Annotated in this window: 14 protein-coding genes, 1 rRNA gene and 1 pseudogene; 12 read left to right on the forward strand and 4 right to left on the reverse strand. The window is 72.3% G+C overall.

Features of this window, described 5'->3' with window-relative positions; genetic code table 11:
• The 3 genes and pseudogenes from rrf to ACZ60E_RS42395 all read left to right on the forward strand — a co-directional run.
• A 5S ribosomal RNA gene (gene rrf / locus ACZ60E_RS42385) occupies positions 1–95 on the forward strand; the annotation flags it as partial.
• Positions 96–366: 271 nt separating this feature from the next.
• Positions 367–1,236 (forward strand): annotated as a pseudogene (locus ACZ60E_RS42390) (hypothetical protein); the annotation flags it as partial.
• A 531-nt stretch (positions 1,237–1,767) separates the two neighbouring features.
• The gene (locus tag ACZ60E_RS42395) at positions 1,768–2,613 is read left to right on the forward strand and encodes a tetratricopeptide repeat protein (RefSeq protein ID WP_469447666.1); all 846 of its coding nucleotides are present in this window, start codon (positions 1,768–1,770) and stop codon (positions 2,611–2,613) included.
• 76 nt (positions 2,614–2,689) lie between these two features.
• Here the strand turns inward: ACZ60E_RS42395 and ACZ60E_RS42400 are convergent, their stop codons facing one another.
• A complete protein-coding gene (locus ACZ60E_RS42400; RefSeq protein WP_384811679.1) occupies positions 2,690–3,973 on the reverse strand; it encodes a DUF1015 domain-containing protein in 1,284 nt (427 codons plus the stop codon).
• Between the two features lie 72 nt (positions 3,974–4,045).
• Between ACZ60E_RS42400 and ACZ60E_RS42405 the strand changes: the two genes are divergently transcribed.
• The 4 genes from ACZ60E_RS42405 to ACZ60E_RS42420 all read left to right on the forward strand — a co-directional run bounded on the left by ACZ60E_RS42405 (position 4,046) and on the right by ACZ60E_RS42420 (position 8,203).
• The gene (locus ACZ60E_RS42405) at positions 4,046–5,074 is read left to right on the forward strand and encodes an HAD hydrolase-like protein (protein ID WP_384811677.1); all 1,029 of its coding nucleotides are present in this window, start codon (positions 4,046–4,048) and stop codon (positions 5,072–5,074) included.
• An 81-nt stretch (positions 5,075–5,155) separates the two neighbouring features.
• Complete coding sequence (locus ACZ60E_RS42410; RefSeq protein ID WP_384811675.1) at positions 5,156–6,199, forward strand: FecCD family ABC transporter permease; 1,044 nt, start codon at positions 5,156–5,158, stop codon at positions 6,197–6,199.
• A gap of 98 nt (positions 6,200–6,297) precedes the next feature.
• A complete protein-coding gene (locus ACZ60E_RS42415) occupies positions 6,298–7,299 on the forward strand; it encodes a FecCD family ABC transporter permease (RefSeq protein WP_384811692.1) in 1,002 nt (333 codons plus the stop codon).
• A 79-nt stretch (positions 7,300–7,378) separates the two neighbouring features.
• Positions 7,379–8,203 (forward strand): ABC transporter ATP-binding protein, encoded by an 825-nt coding sequence (locus ACZ60E_RS42420; protein ID WP_453793693.1) that lies wholly within the window; start codon positions 7,379–7,381, stop codon positions 8,201–8,203.
• Between the two features lie 21 nt (positions 8,204–8,224).
• Here the strand turns inward: ACZ60E_RS42420 and ACZ60E_RS42425 are convergent, their stop codons facing one another.
• Entirely contained in the window at positions 8,225–8,572 is a 348-nt protein-coding gene (locus ACZ60E_RS42425; protein ID WP_384811671.1) for a sterol-binding protein, read from the reverse strand.
• A gap of 42 nt (positions 8,573–8,614) precedes the next feature.
• On the opposite strand from ACZ60E_RS42425, the gene ACZ60E_RS42430 reads away from it, so the two are divergent.
• The 5 genes from ACZ60E_RS42430 to ACZ60E_RS42450 all read left to right on the forward strand — a co-directional run bounded on the left by ACZ60E_RS42430 (position 8,615) and on the right by ACZ60E_RS42450 (position 14,071).
• A complete protein-coding gene (locus tag ACZ60E_RS42430; RefSeq protein WP_469447601.1) occupies positions 8,615–9,016 on the forward strand; it encodes a hypothetical protein in 402 nt (133 codons plus the stop codon).
• Between the two features lie 7 nt (positions 9,017–9,023).
• Positions 9,024–9,839: a TlyA family RNA methyltransferase gene (locus tag ACZ60E_RS42435; RefSeq protein ID WP_384811668.1), complete on the forward strand. Its 816-nt coding sequence runs from the start codon at positions 9,024–9,026 to the stop codon at positions 9,837–9,839.
• Positions 9,836–10,741, forward strand: a complete 906-nt coding sequence (locus ACZ60E_RS42440; protein ID WP_107021203.1) for an NAD kinase — start codon at positions 9,836–9,838, stop codon at positions 10,739–10,741. Before ACZ60E_RS42435 ends, ACZ60E_RS42440 begins: the two co-directional genes overlap by 4 nt.
• 168 nt (positions 10,742–10,909) lie before the next feature.
• The gene (gene recN, locus ACZ60E_RS42445; RefSeq protein WP_384811666.1) at positions 10,910–12,652 is read left to right on the forward strand and encodes a DNA repair protein RecN; all 1,743 of its coding nucleotides are present in this window, start codon (positions 10,910–10,912) and stop codon (positions 12,650–12,652) included.
• 273 nt (positions 12,653–12,925) lie between these two features.
• Positions 12,926–14,071, forward strand: coding sequence for a glycosyltransferase family 4 protein (locus tag ACZ60E_RS42450; RefSeq protein WP_384811664.1), 1,146 nt, complete (start codon positions 12,926–12,928; stop codon positions 14,069–14,071).
• A 39-nt stretch (positions 14,072–14,110) separates the two neighbouring features.
• Here the strand turns inward: ACZ60E_RS42450 and ACZ60E_RS42455 are convergent, their stop codons facing one another.
• Together ACZ60E_RS42455 and ACZ60E_RS42460 are read right to left on the reverse strand one after the other, a co-directional pair.
• Positions 14,111–15,787, reverse strand: a complete 1,677-nt coding sequence (locus ACZ60E_RS42455) for a PucR family transcriptional regulator (RefSeq protein ID WP_469447605.1) — start codon at positions 15,785–15,787, stop codon at positions 14,111–14,113.
• A 62-nt stretch (positions 15,788–15,849) separates the two neighbouring features.
• Positions 15,850–17,652, reverse strand: coding sequence for a glycoside hydrolase family 15 protein (locus ACZ60E_RS42460; RefSeq protein ID WP_384811687.1), 1,803 nt, complete (start codon positions 17,650–17,652; stop codon positions 15,850–15,852).
• Positions 17,653–17,820: the final 168 nt, after the last annotated feature.

Here is a 17,820-nt window from a genome sequence, read left to right on the forward strand (position 1 = left end):
AAACGCCCGGTTACATTCCGAACCCGGAAGCTAAGCCTTACAGCGCCGATGGTACTGCAGGGGGGACCCTGTGGGAGAGTAGGACGCCGCCGAACAATACTTGAGGACCTCTGGTCCCAGCGACTCGCTGGGACCAGAGGTCCTTTTTTGTTTTCCCGAAGCGCGCCGGGTACCCGGCTGCGCGAGAATGACTTGCGGTACCGATGACAGGAGTCACCCATGTCCACCAACTCTCCCGACGAGCGACCGGAGCGCGATCAGCGACGCCGGGACAGTGGTGACCGCGGCGGCTACCGCGGAGGCCCGAGCCGCGACAACGATCGTGGTGGGGCCGGCAGGCGTGACGACAACCGTGGCGGTGGCGCGCGTCCGCCGTTCCGCCGTGACGACGAGCGTGGTGCTCCGCGCCGTGACGGTGACCGTCCGGCCTTCCGTCGTGACGACCGCCGTGACGACAACCGCGGTGGCGGTGACCGTGGTGGCTTCCGTCGTGACGACAACCGTGGCGGAAGCAGCGGTGGCGGTGACCGTGGTGGCTTCCGTCGTGACGACAACCGTGGCGGAAGCAGCGGCGGCGGTGACCGTGGCGGTTTCCGTCGTGACGACAACCGCAGTGGTGGGAGCCGTCCCCCGTTCCGGCGCGACGATCGGCCCAGCGGGCCGAGCCGTGACGACCGTGACCGCGGTGCTCCGCGGCGTGACGGTGACCGTCCGGCGTTCCGCCGTGACGACCGCCGCGATGACAACCGTGGCGGTGGCGACCGCGGTGGCTTCCGCCGTGACGACAACCGTGGCGGCGAGCGTCCCGCGTTCCGTCGTGACGACGAGCGTGGTGCTCCGCGCCGTGACAACGACCGCCCGCCGTTCCGCCGCGATGACCGCCGTGATGACAACCGCGGTGGCGGTGACCGTGGTGGATTCCGTCGCGACGACAACCGTGGCGGAAGCAGCGGCGGTGGCGACCGCGGCGGCTTCCGTGGCCGTGACGACCGTCGTGACGACAATCGCGGCGGTGGCGACCGTGGCGGTTTCCGTCGTGACGACAACCGTGGCGGCGAGCGTCCCGCGTTCCGTCGTGACGATGACCGTGGTGCTCCGCGTCGTGACAACGACCGTCCGGCCTTCCGTCGTGACGACCGTCGTGACGACAACCGCGGTGGCGGCGACCGCCCGGCTTTCCGGCGTGACGACGACCGCGGTGGCTACCGCGGGCGCGATGACCGCCGCGACGACCGTGACCGCGGTGCCCCGCGCCGTGACAACGACCGCCCGCCGTTCCGTCGCGACGACCGCCGTGACGACAACCGTGGCGCCGAGCGTCCCGCGTTCCGTCGTGATGACGACCGTGGTGCTCCGCGCCGTGACAACGACCGTCCGGCCTTCCGTCGTGACGACCGTCGCGATGACAACCGCGGTGGCGGCGACCGGCCCCCCTTCCGTCGTGACGACAACCGTGGCGGCGGCGACCGTGGCGGCTTCAACCGCGACGACAACCGTGGTGCCGGCGATCGCGGCGGCTTCCGTGGGCGTGACGACCGCGGCGGGCGCGACGACCGTGGCCGTGGCGGACCCCGCCGCGACGACAGCCGTGGTGGCCGCCCCAGTGGTGGCGGCTTCCGTGGCCGCGACGACCGTGGTGGCGACCGCAGTGGCGGCGGTGGCCGCTTCCGCGACGAGCGGGACCGCGACCGCGAGCCCATCAAGCGGCTGCCGATCCCGGACGACGTCACGGGCGAGGAGATCGACAAGGACGTACGCCAGGAGCTCATGAGCCTGCCGAAGGGCCTCGCCGACGACGTCTCCAGGAACCTGGTCATGGTGGCCCGGCTCATCGACGAGGACCCCGAGGGCGCGTACGGCTACTCCAGGGTCGCGCTGCGGCTCGCCTCGCGCGTCGCCGCCGTACGGGAGGCGGCCGGCTTCGCCGCGTACGCGAACCAGAAATACAGCGAGGCGCTCGCCGAGTTCAGGGCCGCGCGGCGCATGACAGGCAGCGTCGACCTGTGGCCCGTCATGGCGGACTGCGAGCGCGGCCTGGGACGCCCCGAGAAGGCGCTCGACATGGCCGGCGCCCCCGAGGTGCAGAAGCTCGACAAGGCCGGACAGGTCGAGATGCGGCTCGTGGCGGCCGGTGCGCGACGCGACATGGACCAGCTCGAAGCGGCCATCGTCACGCTCCAGAGCCCCGAGCTGGCCTCCAACTCCGTCCAGCCCTGGACCGCGCGGCTGCGTTACGCGTACGCCGACGCGCTTCTCGCCGCCGGGCGTGAGGGCGAGGCCCGTGAGTGGTTCGCCAAGGCCGTCGAGTCCGACAAGGACGGCAGCACGGACGCCTCGGACCGTCTCGCCGAGCTCGACGGCGTCGAGTTCGTGGACGCGCTCGTCGACGACCAGAACGACGAGAACGACCAGAACGACGCAGAGGCCGCAGCCGAGGACGTAGAGGCGCAGGAACTCGACAGCGACGGCGACATCGACGATGACGTCGACGACGACAGCGACCTCGATGACGACCTCGATGACGAGGTCGAGGGTGACGACGACAGCGCTCCCGCGGCCGTGACCTCCGAGGCGCCGGCGGTGGACAAGGGCAAGACCGACCAGACGGACTGAGGTCGACGCGTAACAACACGAACGGGCGGGATTCCCTCAGGGGAGTCCCGCCCGTTCGTGTATCCGGAGAGTCGTGTCAGAGAAGTGCGCGCAGGACCAGCCCCGACGCCGGCTTCGGGCCGAAGGACGTCGACTTGCGGGGCATCGTGACGCCCTGGCTCGCCAGATCGCGTACGACCTCCTCGCGGACCGGGTGCATCAGGACGGCCGTGCCGCCGTCGCGCTCCGCCTTGTCGACCGTGGCGGCCGTGTCGTGGATGTACGCGATGTGCTCGGGGACGTCCGGGATCCGCCAGACATGGTCGAGGAGCGTGGCGTGCAGGACCGTCGCGTCGAGGGCGCGCCAGGCCTCCGGACGGTCGGCCGGAACCGTACGGGCGAGCAGGTCGGGGGAGGGACGGTCGACGAGGTGGAAGGTGCCGTCGCCCGCAAGGAGGAAGGCATTTCCCTCGGTGGTCGCTACGGAGAGGGCCGACAGGGCCTCGGAGAGGGGGCCGTCGACCTGGCGTACGCGGAAGGAGCCGTCCAGGGCCGCGAGGGCTTCCGGCACCGGGAGGCGGTGCAGGAGACGGTGGATCGCGCGGACGCGCAGGGGATGACGCGCGGTGTCCACCAGGAGGACCAGGCCGTAGTCCCAGGGGCTGGGGGAGGGGTGCTCCCCGCGGACCCGCAGATAGGTCGCCCAGCGGTGGTGGCCGTCCGCGATGAGGGCCTGGCGGTGGGCCAGGTCCGTGTGGATCTCGGCGAGGTCGGACGGATCGGTGACCGCCCACAGACGATGGCTGAAGCCGTCCTCCGTGGTGGTGGACAGCAGGGGCGGGTGTTTCGCGGTGCGCTCGATGACGGCCGTCGTACCGGACATGCCGTCGCCCCGGTAGGTCAGCAGCAGGGGTTCGAGGTTCGCGGAGGTGGCCCGCATGAGGGCCGCGCGGTCCGCGACGACGTGCGGCATGACGTCCTCGTGCGGCAGCACCACGCCCTCCGACGGCTCCGACAGCCGCAGGGCGCCGATGACGCCCCGCTGGAACATGCCCTCGTCGTCCCGCTGCTCGTAGACGTACAGGCCAGGCCTGGAGTCGGTTCTCAGGACGCCCTCGGACACCCACCGGTGCAGGGTGTCCGCCGCCTGTTCGTTGCGGATGCCGGGCGTGGGGGCCTGCGGCAGGATCAGACGGACGATGTTGTGCGGGTCCGCCGACTCCAGATGGTGCAGGCCGTCGGGCCGTACGACCACGTCGTACGGCGGGGATGTGACGGCGGACAGGCTGCCGACCCGGTCGGGGTCGTAGCGCAGGCCCCGGAACGGGGTGAGGTCAAGGCCCATGCGTGCCGGTACGTCCGCGGTACCTGCCGTGTTCATTGATGCATCGTAAGTGTGTCAGTGCCATGAGCGATGATCGGGGGAAAGAGACCGAACGAGGAGCGATGCGTAATGAGCCAGACCGCGAGGACGCGGCCCGAGGGCAGTGACAGGGCCCTGAGCGAGGCGTACGACACGGCGCTGCTCGACCTGGACGGCGTGGTGTACGCGGGCGGCAACGCCATCGCGCACGCGGTCGAGTCGCTCGGCACGGCCCACACGGGCGGGATGCGCCTCGCGTACGTCACGAACAACGCGCTGCGCACGCCCGACTCCGTCGCGGAACACCTCACGGAGCTGGGGATAGCGACCGAGGCGTCGGACGTCATCACCTCGGCGCAGGCCGTGGCCCGACTGATCAGCGAGCAGCTGCCGCAGGGCGCGCGCGTGCTGGTGATCGGCGGGGAGGGACTGCGCGTCGCGCTGCGCGAGCGCGGTCTTGAGCCCGTCGAGTCGGCCGACGACGACCCGGCGGCCGTGGTGCAGGGATTCGGCGGCCCCGACCTGGCGTGGGGGCGCTTCGCGGAGGCCTGTTACGCCATCGCGCGCGGGGTGCCGTGGTTCGCGTCCAACACCGACCTGACGATCCCCGGGGCGCGGGGCATCGCGCCGGGCAACGGGGCGGCCGTGGAGGTCGTACGGATCGCCACGGGTGCCGAGCCGCAGGTGGCGGGCAAGCCGCTGCCCCCGATGCACCGCGAGACGATCCTGCGGACCGGGGCGAAGCGGCCGCTGGTCGTCGGGGACCGGCTCGACACGGACATCGAGGGCGCGTTCAACGGCGAGGTGGACTCGTTGCTCGTACTCACCGGAGTGACCGACGGCGCGCAGCTCCTCGCCGCGCCTCCGCAGCACCGGCCGACCTATGTGGACGCCGATCTGCGGGGGATGCTGACCGGGCAGCCCGAGGTGGTCGAGGCGGGTGACGGCTTCCGGTGCGGGGGTTACACGGCGACGGCCGGCGGCGAGAGGCTGGAACTGGACGGTGACGGCGAGCCCATGGACGGGCTGAGGGCGCTGTGCGCCGCCGCCTGGACGGCGGGCGGCGATGCGGCCTGCGAGCTGGACGGAGGCAAGGCGCTGGCCCGGCTCGGGCTCTGAGAGCGGCTCAAGGCCCTCACGGGGCCCGGTCACCGCGACCGCCGATCGAAGCACAATGCAAGTTAGGCTAACCTAACTGCCGTGTTGGTCGACAGTCCCCCCGAACAGAGCGCGGAGACCGCCCCCGCGCCCCCCAGGCGCCGGGCGGTCCGAGCCGCAGGGCTCCTCCTCTCCCTCGCCGTGCTGGTGCTCGTCGCCCTGGCGAGTATCGCCGTCGGCGCGAAAGAGCTGTCCCTGGAACAGGTCTGGCACGGCCTGTTCCAGGACTCCGGCACGTACGGCGACGTCGTGGTGGGGGAGCGGCTGTCGCGTACGGTCCTCGGGCTGCTCGTCGGCGCCGCGCTCGGCCTCGCCGGGGCCGTGCTCCAGGCGCTCACCCGCAACCCGCTCGCCGACCCCGGGCTGCTCGGCATCAACGCGGGCGCGTCCGCCGCGGTCGTCACGGCGATCACCTTCTTCGGCGTCACCTCGCTGAACGGCTATGTGTGGTTCGCCTTCGCGGGCGCGGCCGTGGTCGGAGTGCTGGTGTTCTTCCTCGGCGGCAGCCGGGGCGCCACGCCGGTGCGGCTCGCCCTCGCCGGCACCGCGATCAGCGCCGCGCTCTACGGCTATCTCCAGGCCGTGATGATCACGGACGAGGCGGCGCTCGGCAAGATGCGCTTCTGGACGGTCGGTTCGCTGGCCTCGGCCACCAACGACATCATCTGGCAGGTGCTGCCGTTCCTCGCGGCCGGTACGGTCCTCGCGCTGGCCCTCGCCCGGCCGCTGAACGCCATGGCCATGGGTGACGACACCGCCCGTGCGCTGGGCGCGCATCTGAACCGCACCCGCGCCCTGTCCATGGCCGCCGCCACCGTGCTGTGCGGGGCCGCGACCGCCGCCTGCGGGCCGATCGTCTTCGTGGGACTGATGGTCCCGCACGTCGTGCGGTCCTTCACCGGCCCCGACCTGCGCTGGATCCTGCCGTACGCCACCGTGCTGTCGCCGGTGCTGCTGCTCGGCGCCGACGTGATCGGCCGGATCGTGGCACGGCCCGCGGAACTCCAGGTCGGCATCGTCACCGCGATCCTCGGCGGCCCGGTCTTCATCTTTCTCGTACGACGGCGGAGGACGGCACAGCTGTGAAGGCCCCACGCAACCAGGCCCCACGCGACCAGGCCGAGACCACGCAGGCGCCGCCCGCCCGGGTCTCCCGCGGCCGTACGGTCCGTACCGTCGGCGGGCTGTCGGTCCGGGTCGACGTCCGCGCGTTCACGGTCGTCGCCCTGCTGCTGGTGGCGGCGCTCACCGCGAGCGTCGTACTCATCGGCACCGGCGACTTCCCGATATCCCCCGGCGACGTCGTCCGCACGCTGCTCGGCGACGGGAACGCGGGCCAGGAGTTCATCGTCAACGACCTGCGGCTGCCGCGCGTCCTGGTGGGGCTCCTGGTCGGCGCCTCGCTCGGACTCGGCGGCGCGCTCTTCCAGGCCATCTCCCGCAATCCGCTGGGCAGTCCGGACGTGCTCGGCCTCGGCCAGGGCTCGACGGCCGGCGCGCTCGTGATGATCGTGCTGTTCTCCGGGACCGCCAGGCAGGTCACCGTCGGCGCGCTGATCGGCGGACTGGTGACCGGGCTCGCCATCTATCTGCTCGCCTGGAAGAGGGGCGTGCACGGCTACCGGCTCGTCCTGGTCGGTATCGGTGTCTCCGCGATCGTCACGGCCGTCAACGGCTATCTGATCACCAAGGCCGACCTCGTCGACGCGACCCGTGCGGTCGTCTGGATGACCGGCTCCCTCAACGGCCGCGACTGGGAGCAGGTCTGGCCCCTGCTCGGCCTGTGCGCCGTTCTCGTCCCGCTGGTCCTCGGCAACGCGCGCGCCCTGCGGATGCTGGAGATGGGCGACGACGTGGCGTACGCGCTCGGTGTGCGCGTGGAGCGGACGCGGCTGCTGCTCCTGGTCGCCGCCGTGCTGCTCACCGCGTCGGCCACCGCCGCCGCGGGCCCGGTCGGCTTCGTCGCGCTCACCGCGCCACAGCTCGCACGGCGCCTGACCCGTTCACCTGGACCCAATCTGGTACCCGCGATGTGCATGGGCGCCACCCTCCTGGTGGTCGCGGACTGGGCCTCGCAGCGGATCTTCGGAGCCGACCAGCTGCCCGTCGGCGTGGTGACCGGAATCCTCGGCGGTATCTATCTGCTGTGGCTCCTGGTCACCGAGCGCAAGGCGGGCCGCATATGAACCGGCCGCACATGAACCCCGGCCCTGTTTCCCACCCGACGGCCGTGCCCGTGCCGACGGCCACCCCCGAAGGAGCACTGTGAACCGCCTGTCCGCCGAGGACGTCACCCTCGCCTATGACCAGCGCGTCATCGCCGAGCAGTTGTCGGTCGAGATACCGGACAACTCGTTCACGGTGATCGTCGGCCCCAACGCCTGCGGCAAGTCCACCCTGTTGCGTGCCCTGTCCCGCATGCTGAAGCCGCGCCAGGGCCGGGTCCTCCTCGACGGGCAGGCCATCCAGTCGATGCCCGCGAAGAAGGTGGCGAGGACGCTCGGACTGCTCCCGCAGTCGTCCATCGCGCCCGACGGCATCACCGTCGGCGACCTCGTGGGGCGCGGTCGCTACCCGCACCAGGGGCTGCTGCGCCAGTGGTCCACCGACGACGAGCGGATCGTACGGGAGTCCATGACGTCCACCGGGGTCGCCGAACTGGCCGACCGGTACGTCGACGAGCTCTCCGGAGGGCAGCGGCAGCGCGTGTGGATCGCCATGGCGCTCGCCCAGCAGACCCCGCTGCTGCTGCTCGACGAGCCGACCACCTTCCTCGACATCCAGCACCAGATCGACGTACTCGACCTGTGTGCCGAGCTCCACGAGGAGCAGGGCCGCACCCTGGTGGCCGTACTGCACGACCTCAATCACGCCGCCCGCTACGCCACCCATCTCATCGCCCTGCGCGACGGCGCGGTGATCGCGGAGGGCGCCCCGGCGGACATCGTCACGGCCGAACTGGTCGAGGAGGTCTTCGGACTGCGCTGCCAGGTCATCGACGACCCGGAGACGGGCACGCCACTGGTGGTGCCGGCGGCGCGCAAAGCCCGTACGGCCGCCGTTCCGTCGGTCGGCGTCGGCAAGGGCTGAGCAGGGCGGGCCGGGCGGAGGTCAGAGCAGCTTTCTGAGCCGGATCAGGTCGCGCAGGCCCGCTTCGAGCTTGACGCGGCCCGAGCCCCAGGCCTTCGCGAAATGCAGCTCGCCGTCGACCATCGCGACCAGGTCGTCGCCGGTCATCGCGAGCCGGATCTCGGCCTTTTCGGGCGGCGGGCCCTCGACCGTGTCGAGCACCACGATCCGGCTGTCCCGCAGACGGCCCACGAAGGTGATGTCCAGGTCGGTGATACGGCAGCTCAGGGAGCGGTCCAACGCGACCGCGCTCTGTACGTCACCGTTCGCGCCGGCCATGTTGTCCGAGAGTTTGTCGAGTGCGCTGCGGCACTCCTCGATCGTCGCCATCGTGATCGACGGTACCTCAGCGCTTCGCGGTAGCGTCGGGGCATGAGCGAGTCCATGACCGGCCCGGAGACCGAGAGCCCCGGTACGGATCCCTTCGGTACGGAGCCTTTCGGTACGGAGCCGGAGCCGCACGCCGAGTCCGAGTCCGATGCCGGGCCCGGTCCCGACGCCCGGCCCGAGTACGACCCCGCCGCCCCCGCCCCGCTGTACGTGCCGCGCACACCGACCGGTGACGCCGAGGTCGACGCCCTGCTCGACCGGCTGGCCGACGCGGACCACCTCGGCACGGACGGCCACGTGGAGGTGTACGAGGATGTGCACCGGGGGCTGCGCGACGCGCTCACCGCGCTCGACACCCGCCCGGGACCTCCGGCGCCCCCGGCGCCGGACAGCAGCAGTAATCACAGCGCTGGCAACAGCTACAGCTACAGCAACAGGAGCTGAACCGAACGTGGCAGGAGTGGCACGACGCCGCCTCGACGCCGAGCTGGTCCGACGCAAACTCGCCCGCTCGCGCGAGCACGCCGGACAGCTGATCGCCGCCGGACGCGTCACCGTCGGCAAGAACCTCGCGACCAAACCCGCCACCCAGGTGGAGACCGCGGCCCCCATCCTGGTCAGCCAGGACGACAACGACCCGGACTACGTCTCGCGCGGCGGCCACAAGCTCGCGGGGGCCCTGGAGGCCTTCGTGCCGCTGGGTCTTGAGGTCCAGGGGCGGCGGGCTCTCGACGCCGGAGCGTCGACCGGTGGGTTCACCGATGTGCTGCTCCGCGCGGGCGTCTCGCACGTCCTCGCCGTGGACGTCGGCTACGGGCAGTTGGCGTGGTCTCTCCAAAGTGATGAACGCGTCACCGTCAAGGACCGTACGAACGTACGCGAGTTGACGTTGGAGGCGATCGATGGGGAGCCGGTGGATCTTGTAGTCGGTGACTTGTCCTTCATCCCGCTCGGCCTGGTGCTGCCCGCCCTTGTGCGGTGCGCGGCGCCCGATGCCGACCTGGTGATGATGGTCAAGCCGCAGTTCGAGGTGGGCAGGGAACGGCTCGGGAGCGGCGGCGTCGTCCGCAGCCCCGAACTGCGGGCGGACGCCGTGCGCGGTGTGGCCCGCCAGGCGGGGGACCTGGGACTCGGGGTGAAGGGTGTGACGGCCAGTCCGCTGCCCGGACCCTCGGGGAATGTCGAGTACTTTCTGTGGCTGCGTGCCGGGGCACCCGCACTGGACCCGGCCGACGTTGACCGTGCAGTGGCGGAGGGGCCGCGTTGACCGACACCCGATCTCGTACCGTTTTCCTGCTCGCCCACACCGGACGGCCCGCGGCCATCCGCAGTGCCGAGCTCGTCGTCGAGGGGCTGCTGCGCTCCGGCCTCGGCGTACGTGTCCTGGAGGCGGAGGCGGCCGATCTGCCGCTGCCGCCGACCGTGGAACTCGTCAAGGAGGCGACTCCGGAGTGCCTCGACGGATGTGAACTGCTGATCGTCCTCGGCGGTGACGGCACGCTGCTGCGCGGCGCCGAGTTCGCCCGCGCGTCCGGCGTGCCGATGCTCGGCGTCAACCTGGGGCGCGTCGGCTTCCTCGCGGAGGCCGAGCGCGACGACCTCGACAAGGTCGTCGACCGGGTGGTGACGCGGGCGTACGAGGTCGAGGAGCGCATGACCGTCGACGTCGTCGTGCACAGCAACGGCGACGTCGTGCACACGGACTGGGCGCTCAACGAGGCCGCCGTGCAGAAGGCGGGCGCCGAGAAGCTGCTCGAAGTGGTCCTGGAGATCGACGGGCGGCCGGTGACCGGCTTCGGCTGCGACGGGATCGTCCTGTCGACGCCGACCGGGTCCACGGCGTACGCGTTCTCCGCGGGCGGGCCCGTGGTGTGGCCGGAGGTCGAGGCGCTGCTGATGGTGCCGATCAGTGCGCACGCGCTGTTCGCCAAGCCGTTGGTGACCTCGCCGAACTCGGTGCTCGCCGTGGAGATCCTGCCGCACATTCCGCCGGGGGTGCTGTGGTGTGACGGGCGGCGCACGATCGAGCTGCCGCCGGGTGCGCGGGTCGAGGTTCGGCGTGGGGCCGTGCCGGTGAGGCTGGCTCGGTTGCACCATGCGTCCTTCACGGACCGGCTGGTGGCCAAGTTCGCGCTGCCCGTCGCGGGGTGGCGGGGGGCTCCGCACTAGGCGCTCCGCTGGCGGGAGGGTGATGAACCTGCGGGTGCGTGGGGGCTGGCCGCGCAGTTCCCCGCGCCCCTCAAAAACGGGGCTGCGCCCCAGCTTTTGCCCCTTGGCCAGACCTGGACGTTTGTGCAGGGAATGGGGCGGCGTCGCGCCGGGTGGGGGAAACCTCGTATGGTCATGTCCGTGTTGGAGGAGATGCGGATACGGTCGCTCGGAGTCATCGACGACGCGGTGGTCGAGCTGTCGCCCGGCTTCACCGCGGTCACCGGTGAGACCGGCGCGGGCAAGACGATGGTGGTCACCAGCCTGGGCCTGCTGATGGGCGGACGCGCCGACGCCGCCCTCGTGCGGATCGGGGCCAAGAGCGCGGTCGTGGAGGGACGGATCTCCGTCCCCGACGGCGCCTCTGCGGTCGTACGGGCCGAGGAGGCCGGCGCGGAACTCGACGACGGCATGCTGCTCATCAGCCGTACCGTTTCCGCCGAGGGCCGCTCGCGCGCGCATCTCGGCGGGCGTTCGGTGCCGGTGGGGCTGCTCGCCGAACTCGCCGACGACCTGGTGGCCGTGCACGGGCAGACCGACCAGCAGGGGCTGCTCAAGCTGTCCCGGCAACGGCAGGCCCTCGACCGGTACGCGGGCGACGCGGTCGCCGTGCCGCTGGCCAAGTACACGGGCGCCTACCGCCGGCTGCGTGCCATCACCACCGAACTGGACCAGATCACCACGCGCGCCCGTGAACGCGCCCAGGAAGCCGACATGCTGCGCTTCGGGCTCGACGAGATCGCCGGCGTGGAGCCCAGGGCGGGCGAGGACGTGGAGCTCGCCGCCGAGGCCGAGCGGCTCGGGCACGCGGAGGCGCTCGCGTCGGCGGCCACGGTCGCGCACGCCGCCCTCGCGGGCAACCCGGAGGACCCGGAGGGCATCGACGCCACGACGCTCGTCGCGGGCGCCCACCGGGCCCTGGAGGCCGTACGGTCCCACGACGCGGCCCTCGGTGCCCTCGCGGGCCGTATCGGTGAGATCGGCATCCTGCTGGGCGACGTGGCGGGGGAGCTGGCGGGCTACGCCGACGACCTCGACGCGGATCCGCTGCGGCTCGCGGCGGTCGAGGAGCGGCGTGCCGCGCTCACCGCGCTGACCCGCAAGTACGGCGCGGACGTGGACGCCGTGCTGACCTACGCCGAGCAGAGCGCCGCGCGACTGCTGGAACTGGACGGCGACGACGACCGGATCGGCGAACTGACCGCCGAGCGGGACGCGCTGCGGGCCGAGCTGGGCGGACTGGCGCAGGCCCTCACCGACGCCCGTACGGAGGCCGCCGAGCGGTTCGCCGCCGCCGTGACCGCCGAACTGGCCTCGCTCGCCATGCCGCACGCGCGCGTGTCGTTCGAGATCCGGCAGACCGAGGACCCGGAGGGCGTCGAGGTCGGCGGACGTCCCGTCTCGTACGGGCCCGCCGGGTGCGACGAGGTCGAACTCCTCCTCGCCCCGCACCCGGGAGCACCGCCGCGGCCCATCGCCAAGGGCGCGTCCGGCGGTGAACTGTCCCGGGTCATGCTCGCGGTCGAGGTCGTGTTCGCCGGTACGGACCCGGTGCCCACGTACCTCTTCGACGAGGTCGACGCCGGTGTCGGCGGCAAGGCGGCCGTCGAGATCGGCAGGCGGCTCGCGAAGCTCGCCAGGAGCGCGCAGGTCGTCGTCGTCACCCACCTCCCGCAGGTGGCCGCGTTCGCCGACCGGCAGCTGCTGGTCGAGAAGACCAACGACGGCTCGGTGACCCGCTCCGGCGTGAAGGTCCTGGAGGGCGAGGAGCGCATCCGTGAGCTCTCCCGGATGCTGGCGGGCCAGGAGGACTCGGAGACGGCACGGGCCCACGCGGAGGAACTGCTGGCGACGGCCCGGGCGGACGGATAGGAGCACGGGCAGGGGCGCGAAGGGGGTGTGAAGCGGGGCTTGTCAGGGACGATGTCCGCCCCTGACTGTCTTCGGACATCGCCCGGCCCTCACTCGTGTGAGTGAGGCCCGCGTCCCGGCCACACCCCCTGTCCCGCACCGGCCCCGCGGTGGTCGGTAACTCGCCCCCGTCCTGGCATCCTTAGGAGCAGGACGAGCGGTACACCCCCGTCGCCCGTTCCTTCGGTACTTTTCTTCGTGACCGCCCGACGCCGAACCAGGAGCCACGGCCACGTGACCCACGTGAGCAGCCACTCACCGCACGGACAGTCGCCGCTGCGTACCGTCCAGGTGCTCGGCGGCGGCAGCGCGGGCAGCTGCGCCCATGTGCGGTCGCTGACCTCGGGACTCGTCGCACGGGGCGTGCGGGTGACCGTGTGCGCCCCGGCCGAGGCGGATCACGCGTACGACTTCACCGGCGTCGGCGCCGATCACGTCCCGGTGCCCCGGCGCAACGACCCGGCCTCCGTGGCCGCGCTGCGGACGGCCTGCGGGGACGCCGACCTGGTCCACGCGCACGGACTGCACGCCGCGCTGCGGGCCGCGCTCGCGCTCAGCGGACGGCGCGTCCCGCTCGTCGTCACCTGGCACACCCGCCCGTACGCCGAGGGCGCGCGGGCGCATCTGCTGCGCGCCCTGGAGCGGCGGGTGGCGAAGGCCGCGTCGGTGGTCCTCGGATCCTCGTCCGACCTGGTGGACCGCGCCCGCAGCAGGGGCGCCCGGGACGCGCGGCTCGCCGCGGTCGCGCTGCCCGCCGGGCGACGGCCCGGCGCCGCGCACGAGAGGGCGGAGACCGACGGGCTGCGGCACAAGACGCGCGCGGAACTCGGCACGACCGACCGGCCGTTGCTGATGGCCGTCGGTTCCCTCGACCGGCACCGGGGGTACGACACGCTGCTGGACGCCACGCGCGCGTGGCGACGGCTCGACCCCCTCCCGCTGCTCGTGATCGCCGGCGAGGGACCGCTGCGCGGTGCACTCCAGCGGCGCATCGAGAACGAAGGGCTCCCCGTCCGTCTCATCGGCCGGCGGGACGACATCGGGGAACTCCTCGCCGCCGCCGACCTCGCCCTGCTGCCCGGCTGCCCGGAATCACGCTCCCTGCTCGCCCAGGAGGCCCTGCACGCGCGCGTGCCCCTGGTCGCGGCCACCACCGGGGGCATGCCCGAACTCGTCGGCGACGCGGCCGAACTCGTCCCGCACGGTGACCCGCGGGCGCTCGCCGAGGCCGTCGCCGCGCTGCTCGCCGACCCCGACCGGTGCGAGTGGCTGAAGGACAGGGGCACGCGCCAGGCGGCCACCTGGCCGACCGAGGACGAGACGGTGGCGCAGGTCCTCAGTGTCTACGACGAGCTGACCCGGCCCCTGCCGTTGCCTTAGCCCCGTCCGCGAACCCCCGGGCCGAGCGGTGGTCCGGGATCAGGGGACGAGTCTGCGGGCCCGCAGTGCCAGGCTCAGGGCCAGTACCGTCTGCGGGTCGTCGAGGTCGGTCCCCAGCAACTCCCCGATCCGCGCGAGCCGGTTGTACAGCGTCTGGCGGTTGAGGTGCAGTTCGCGCGCGGTCTCCGCCTTGCGGCCCGCGTGCGCGAGATACGTCTCCAGAGTGGGCAGCAGGGGCGGCTTCGAGCGGTGGTCGTGCTCGCGCAGGGGGCCGATCGCGCGGTCCACGAAGGCCGCCAGGTCACGGTGGTCCCGCAGCCGCCACAGCAGCAGGTCGATGTCCAGGCGCCGGGCGTCGTGCCAGGGCCGGTCGGACAGTCCCTGGGCGGCCGTGGCCGTCTCGGCCGCGTGCCGCAGCCCCGCCGACGCCGCCGCCCAGCCGCCCGCCACCCCGACCACCACGACCGGCGGCTGCGCTCCTGGCCGCTGCGTCCCCGCCCGCTCCACACCCGCCCGCAGCGCCGCGGCGACCCGGTCGGCGACCGCGGGCCGCTCGGACTCCGCGCGCAGCCCCACCAGGAGCGGTACGCGGCCCTCCACGGGTCGTACGCCCAGCAGGACCGGTACGCCCACCGAGGCCAGCTCCTCGGCGACCGCCCGTGCCAGCACGGCCCAGCCGCCGCCGGGGGACAGCCCGTCGGCGAGGCGCATGACGACCGGGAGCAGCGGGTTCGCGCCGGGCTTGAATCCGAGGACCCGGGCCTGCGCGGGCGCGTCCTCGGCGGCGATCCGGCCCTCGGCGAGGTCGGTGAGGAAGTCGCCGCGTCCGCGGGCCGCCAGTTCCTCCTCCTGGCGGGCCTGCATCAGGACCACGGCGAGGACGGCCGCCGCCCGTTCCGTCGCGATCCGGTGCACGGGCGCGAGCGGGGTGTTGACGGGCAGGAGGACCAGCCGGGCCCGGACGGACCCGGGGCCGCCGCCCTGTCCGCCGCCGGGCACGTCCACGAGGACCGTCCCGGCGGGCGGTCCGGCCCGGTGCCGGTCCGCGCCGTGCGGATCGGCCTTGTGCGGGCCGCGCAGTCCCTCCCACACCTGGAGCGGGTCGGCGTTCGCGGGGCCGGCTCCGGCGGCGTACAGGAGCTGGCCGTCGGGGGTCTCCAGGAAGACCGGGTTGCCGGCGAAGTCGGCGAGGATGCCGAGGACCTGGGGAATGCCGCCTCCGCCGAGCAGGGCCTCGGTGCAGCGCCGGTGGACCTCCTCGGCGCGCTGGAGCAGGGCGTAGTGGCCGTTGACGATCTCGGTGTGGATCTCCTCCGTGACCGTCACGAACGCCACCTCGCGGTGCAGCTGCACCAGGGGGAGACCGGCCGCGCGTGCCGTCTCCACGAGTGCGGCGGGCAGTCTCGTGAAGCGCGGCCCCAGCTCGACGACGAGGGCCGCGATGCCGCGCTCGGCCAGCGTACGGACGAACGCGCGCTGGTCGGCGGGGCGGGTGCCGAGCCCGTAACCGGTGGTCAGGAGCAGTTCGCCGCCCTTGAGGAGCGAGGCGATGTTCGGTACCTCGCCCGCGTGCACCCAGCGCACGGTGCGGCCCAGCCGGTCGGCGCCCGCCAGGATCTCCGGCAGGCCACCGCGCAGTCCGGGCAGCTCCAGGGCCTGCCGCACGGTGATCCCGCCACTGTGCCGGCTGTCCGGCGTGTCGATGCGGCTGTCCATGACCGGACGCTACCCCGTCCGCCACCTGCTGTGACGCGTCGGACGGGGCTCAGCAGGGACGGTCAGCCGCCGTACGCCCCGGAGGCCGTCAGACGCAGGGCCGTGTCGATCAGCGGCACATGGCTGAACGCCTGCGGGAAGTTGCCCACCTGGCGCTGCAGGACCGGGTCCCACTCCTCCGCGAGGAGACCGAGGTCGTTGCGCAGGGCCAGCAGCTTCTCGAAGAGCTTGCGGGCCTCGTCCACGCGGCCGATCATCGCGAGGTCGTCCGCCATCCAGAACGAGCAGGCCAGGAACGCGCCCTCGTCGCCCTCCAGACCGTCCACGCCCGCGTCCTCCCCGGAGGTGGGGTAGCGCAGGATGAAGCCGTCCGAGGTGGACAGCTCGCGCTGGATGGCCTCGATCGTGCCGATCACGCGCTTGTCGTCCGGGGGCAGGAAGCCCATCTGCGGGATCAGCAGCAGGGAGGCGTCCAGCTCCTTGGAGCCGTACGACTGCGTGAACGTGTTGCGTTCCTTGTCGTAGCCCTTCTCGCACACGTCCCGGTGGATGTCGTCGCGCAGTTCACGCCACTTCTCCAGCGGGCCGTCCGCGTCCCCGGACTCGATGAGCTTGATCGTGCGGTCCACGGCGACCCACGCCATCACCTTCGAGTGGACGAAGTGGCGGCGCGGCCCGCGGACCTCCCAGATGCCCTCGTCGGGCTCGTCCCAGTGGTCCTCCAGGTAGCGGATCAGCTTGAGCTGGAGGAGCGAGGCGTAGTCGTTGCGGGCCAGGCCCGTCATGTGGGCCAGGTGCAGGGCTTCCGTCACCTCGCCGTAGACGTCCAGCTGGAGCTGGTGGGCGGCGCCGTTCCCGACGCGTACGGGACCGGAGTTCTCGTATCCCGGCAGCCAGTCCAGTTCCGCCTCGCCCAGTTCCCGCTCGCCCGCGATGCCGTACATGATCTGCAGGTTCTCGGGGTCGCCCGCCACCGCGCGCAGCAGCCACTCGCGCCAGGCGCGTGCCTCCTCGCGGTAGCCGGTGCGCAGCAGCGACGACAGGGTGATCGCCGCGTCGCGCAGCCACGTGTAGCGGTAGTCCCAGTTGCGGACCCCGCCGATCTCCTCCGGGAGGGAGGTCGTGGGGGCGGCGACGATGCCGCCGGTCGGCGCGTACGTCAGTGCCTTGAGGGTGATCAGCGAGCGGACCACGGCCTCGCGGTAGGGCCCGTGGTACGTGCACTGGGCCACCCAGTCGCGCCAGAACTCCTCGGTGGCCTCCAGGGCCTGCTCCGGCTCGGGCAGCGCGGGCGGCTGCTTGTGCGAGGGCTCCCAGGAGATGGTGAACGCGATCCGGTCGCCCGGTGCCACCGTGAAGTCCGAGTACGTCGTCAGCGCCTTGCCGTACGTCTCGCACTCCGTGTCGAACCACACGGAGTCGGGTCCGGCGACGGCCACCGTGCGCCCTTCGTGCTTGTGCACCCACGGCACCACACGCCCGTACGAGAAGCGCATCCGCAGGGCGGAGCGCATCGGGACGCGGCCCGTGACGCCCTCGACGATGCGGATGAGCTGCGGGGCGCCGTCACGCGGGGGCATGAAATCGGTCACGCGGACCGTGCCTCGTGAGGTGTCCCACTCGGATTCGAGGATCAGCGAGTCGCCGCGGTAGTGGCGGCGGACCGCTCTCGGCGGTTCTGCGTCGGCGGCGTGCGCGGGGCCCAGCCGCCAGAAGCCGTGCTCCTCCGTGCCGAGCAGTCCCGCGAAGACGGCGTGGGAGTCGAAGCGGGGGAGGCACAGCCAGTCCACCGTGCCGTCCCTGCAGACCAGCGCGGCCGTCTGCATGTCTCCGATAAGTGCGTAGTCTTCGATGCGCCCGGCCACGTGCAACTCCAGTCGAACGGCCACGTCGCCCTGATGGGGCGGTGTTCTTGCGGTCAGAGGATCATTGGTAAAGCGTCGTTGCGGAACGTCAGTTGTCGCGTGTCACGCATGTCAATGGTTGCAGCGATTGTCTTCGCGAGGCGAACCGACGAGCTCTTGGCCCAGGAA

This window comes from Streptomyces sp. NPDC102514 (assembly GCF_055584525.1).

Excerpts from the sequence above, each read along its gene's own strand:
- ACZ60E_RS42400 (WP_384811679.1), bottom strand. The coding sequence starts at position 3,973 with ATGAACACGGCAGGTACCGCGGACGTACCGGCACGCATGGGCCTTGAC.
- ACZ60E_RS42455 (WP_469447605.1), bottom strand. The coding sequence starts at position 15,787 with ATGGACAGCCGCATCGACACGCCGGACAGCCGGCACAGTGGCGGGATC.
- ACZ60E_RS42430 (WP_469447601.1), top strand. The coding sequence starts at position 8,615 with ATGAGCGAGTCCATGACCGGCCCGGAGACCGAGAGCCCCGGTACGGAT.
- ACZ60E_RS42425 (WP_384811671.1), bottom strand. The coding sequence starts at position 8,572 with ATGGCGACGATCGAGGAGTGCCGCAGCGCACTCGACAAACTCTCGGAC.
- ACZ60E_RS42395 (WP_469447666.1), top strand. The coding sequence starts at position 1,768 with ATGAGCCTGCCGAAGGGCCTCGCCGACGACGTCTCCAGGAACCTGGTC.
- ACZ60E_RS42405 (WP_384811677.1), top strand. The coding sequence starts at position 4,046 with ATGAGCCAGACCGCGAGGACGCGGCCCGAGGGCAGTGACAGGGCCCTG.
- recN (WP_384811666.1), top strand. The coding sequence starts at position 10,910 with ATGGTCATGTCCGTGTTGGAGGAGATGCGGATACGGTCGCTCGGAGTC.